This window comes from Pedobacter sp. 01T416_2, from assembly GCF_056398925.1.
Window position 1 is genome coordinate 1 of the sequence record NZ_JBFTQI010000927.1, and the last position, 2,125, is coordinate 2,125.

1 protein-coding gene is annotated in these 2,125 nt (G+C 33.1%); it reads left to right on the plus strand.

What is annotated here, in order from left to right; translation table 11 throughout:
• Positions 1-15: 15 nt before the first annotated feature.
• Positions 16-2,125, plus strand: a 2,110-nt coding sequence (locus AC1DPQ_RS25905) for a hypothetical protein (RefSeq protein WP_477611328.1), incomplete at its 3' end; no start/stop codon positions are given.

Consider the following 2,125-nt stretch of genomic DNA (forward strand, 5'->3'; position numbering starts at 1 on the left):
TATTAGACCTGATGGATGAGCATCTTGGCACATCTTTTTTTTACACTTGAATCGGAATTTTACATTAATGAAATCAAGGGCAATGGCGATCAAAATCAATTAATACTTAATGACTTGGCTAAACTCAAGACGAATCACAAGCCACTTTTGATAGCTGAATTTAGTAAACTGAGGACAGGTAGTAAAACTTCTTCCTATTTTTATAATGCAACAATTGAACAGCATAAAACATTATATGATGAGGATTCACGCCAATATTTGGATTACATCATTTTTAAGTTAGATCCGATGAACTATGATACGGATTTGAAAAATCTAGCGTTTATTGCTGCATTTGATTCCGATTTCGCAATTATCGACCGATATCATTCCTTAAAAAAAATAATTGTTTTCCTTCTTTCCTTTCCTGCGGAGAACAACGGTAGAAATCAGGCCCTAAATTTCGCCAATACTAATTGGAAATTATATCCAGACTCGTTTTGGCTTCATTTATCACTACTTTCCGGCAATTCAAAGTTCTCATTAACATCTAGAACCTCTGCTTATTATAAGCTTACTGACCTATTCTTTGTCGGTGATTTCGAACTACTAATAGAAGAATGTGCTTTGCTCTTAGACGAGCATCCCAACTACTCTGAAAACTATGTGATTTTTGTTCAAAGTCTTCTATTGCTAAATAGAAGTATTTCCGATTACCTATCGACCGACACAGAATTGCACCAAATACTCTCATTGATATCTAGCGTACTTGAAAAGAACGAGCATTATTCTTCAGATAGAGAAAAACTATTAAAAAAATATTATTCAATCAGTCACTTCAATTTTTCCAATGCCATTTTGGAGTTCATAGTGAATGAATATCACTTAAACAATCCCATTTTCATTCAATATTTTAGCTTCTTGCAGGCTCAACCTATACGTTATAATTTTTATAAAATTGTAACAAATAAGGCTAACCAGCTTGCGGTCGTCTCAGCACTTTCGGGATTCAAGACATTCAATTATATTGAAAAGCTCATTAAAGGTCAAGAAGTGCCAATCAGTGGACCTAACTTTTTTCAAATGAAATTGAAAGTTGGGTACCTTATGAGTATGGAACAATATCAATCGGCAAATAATGAGATTTCGAATTACTCAAATAATTTTAAGCCAGCAAATGCTCCTGCATTTATAGATACTTGGATTGCAAAGAACGCAGTAAAATGTTTTATCAAGCTTAAAGAATTTTCCAAGGCGGCAGATTTGATTGTTGATAGTTTCTTTGAATCAGACAACGCTTTTGATCATTTTTATGATTCTGAACTTTTCACCGCCCTCTCAGAATCTGATGAAGCTATTGAGCAAACTAATATATCTGTTCCGATACTTTTTCAAATATACAGTCAGCCTAATTCAGTTATTTATGATGCTATTGCAAACTTCCTTATTAAATATGACCTCTATAAACCTACAGAAATTTTAAAAAATGCAAAGAGTTTTGATAGTGAAAGATTTAATTTTCTTCTTGAAAAGTGTTTTATTAAAGAAAATATCGAAGACTCACCTTTTTTAAATAGTATCGAGGAATTAGAAGGTGAGCGCATCGAAATACTAAATTATCTTAAAGAAATTGATGACGATAATCAGGAGCGTTATAATGAAGAAATTCTTAAGATTACCAGAGAAGCAAGTATCCGTAAGGGGCTTATGCAGATTCATGAAAGCCGCATTTATGTAGATACAAGTAGTTTAAGCAAAAGCCTTAAAATCCAACAGAGGGAAATTTTTGACAGATACCTGGATTTTAATTCGGTTAGCGATGGCCAGGCATATGCTAGAAAATTAGGTGACGAGGTAACCGTAGCAGACATCATTTATTATTTTAGACATCCAATAGATGCCACTATTCTGCCTGTTTATGAAATGCTCTATGATTATCGTCTGGACCCTAATGTAGTTGTTGTGCCATTTATCAAGTATAAGTTTTTTCAATCACTATTTGAAGATATAAAAAAGGCATTTGTTTTTGATGAGGATTATGGGTTTAAAAGCTTTTTAAGTATGCGAATAAGACATGGAACATTTTCAAATGTTCTTCGTACCGTTTTTGATAAATTTCACCTAATAGCTTCAAAGGACTCATTGC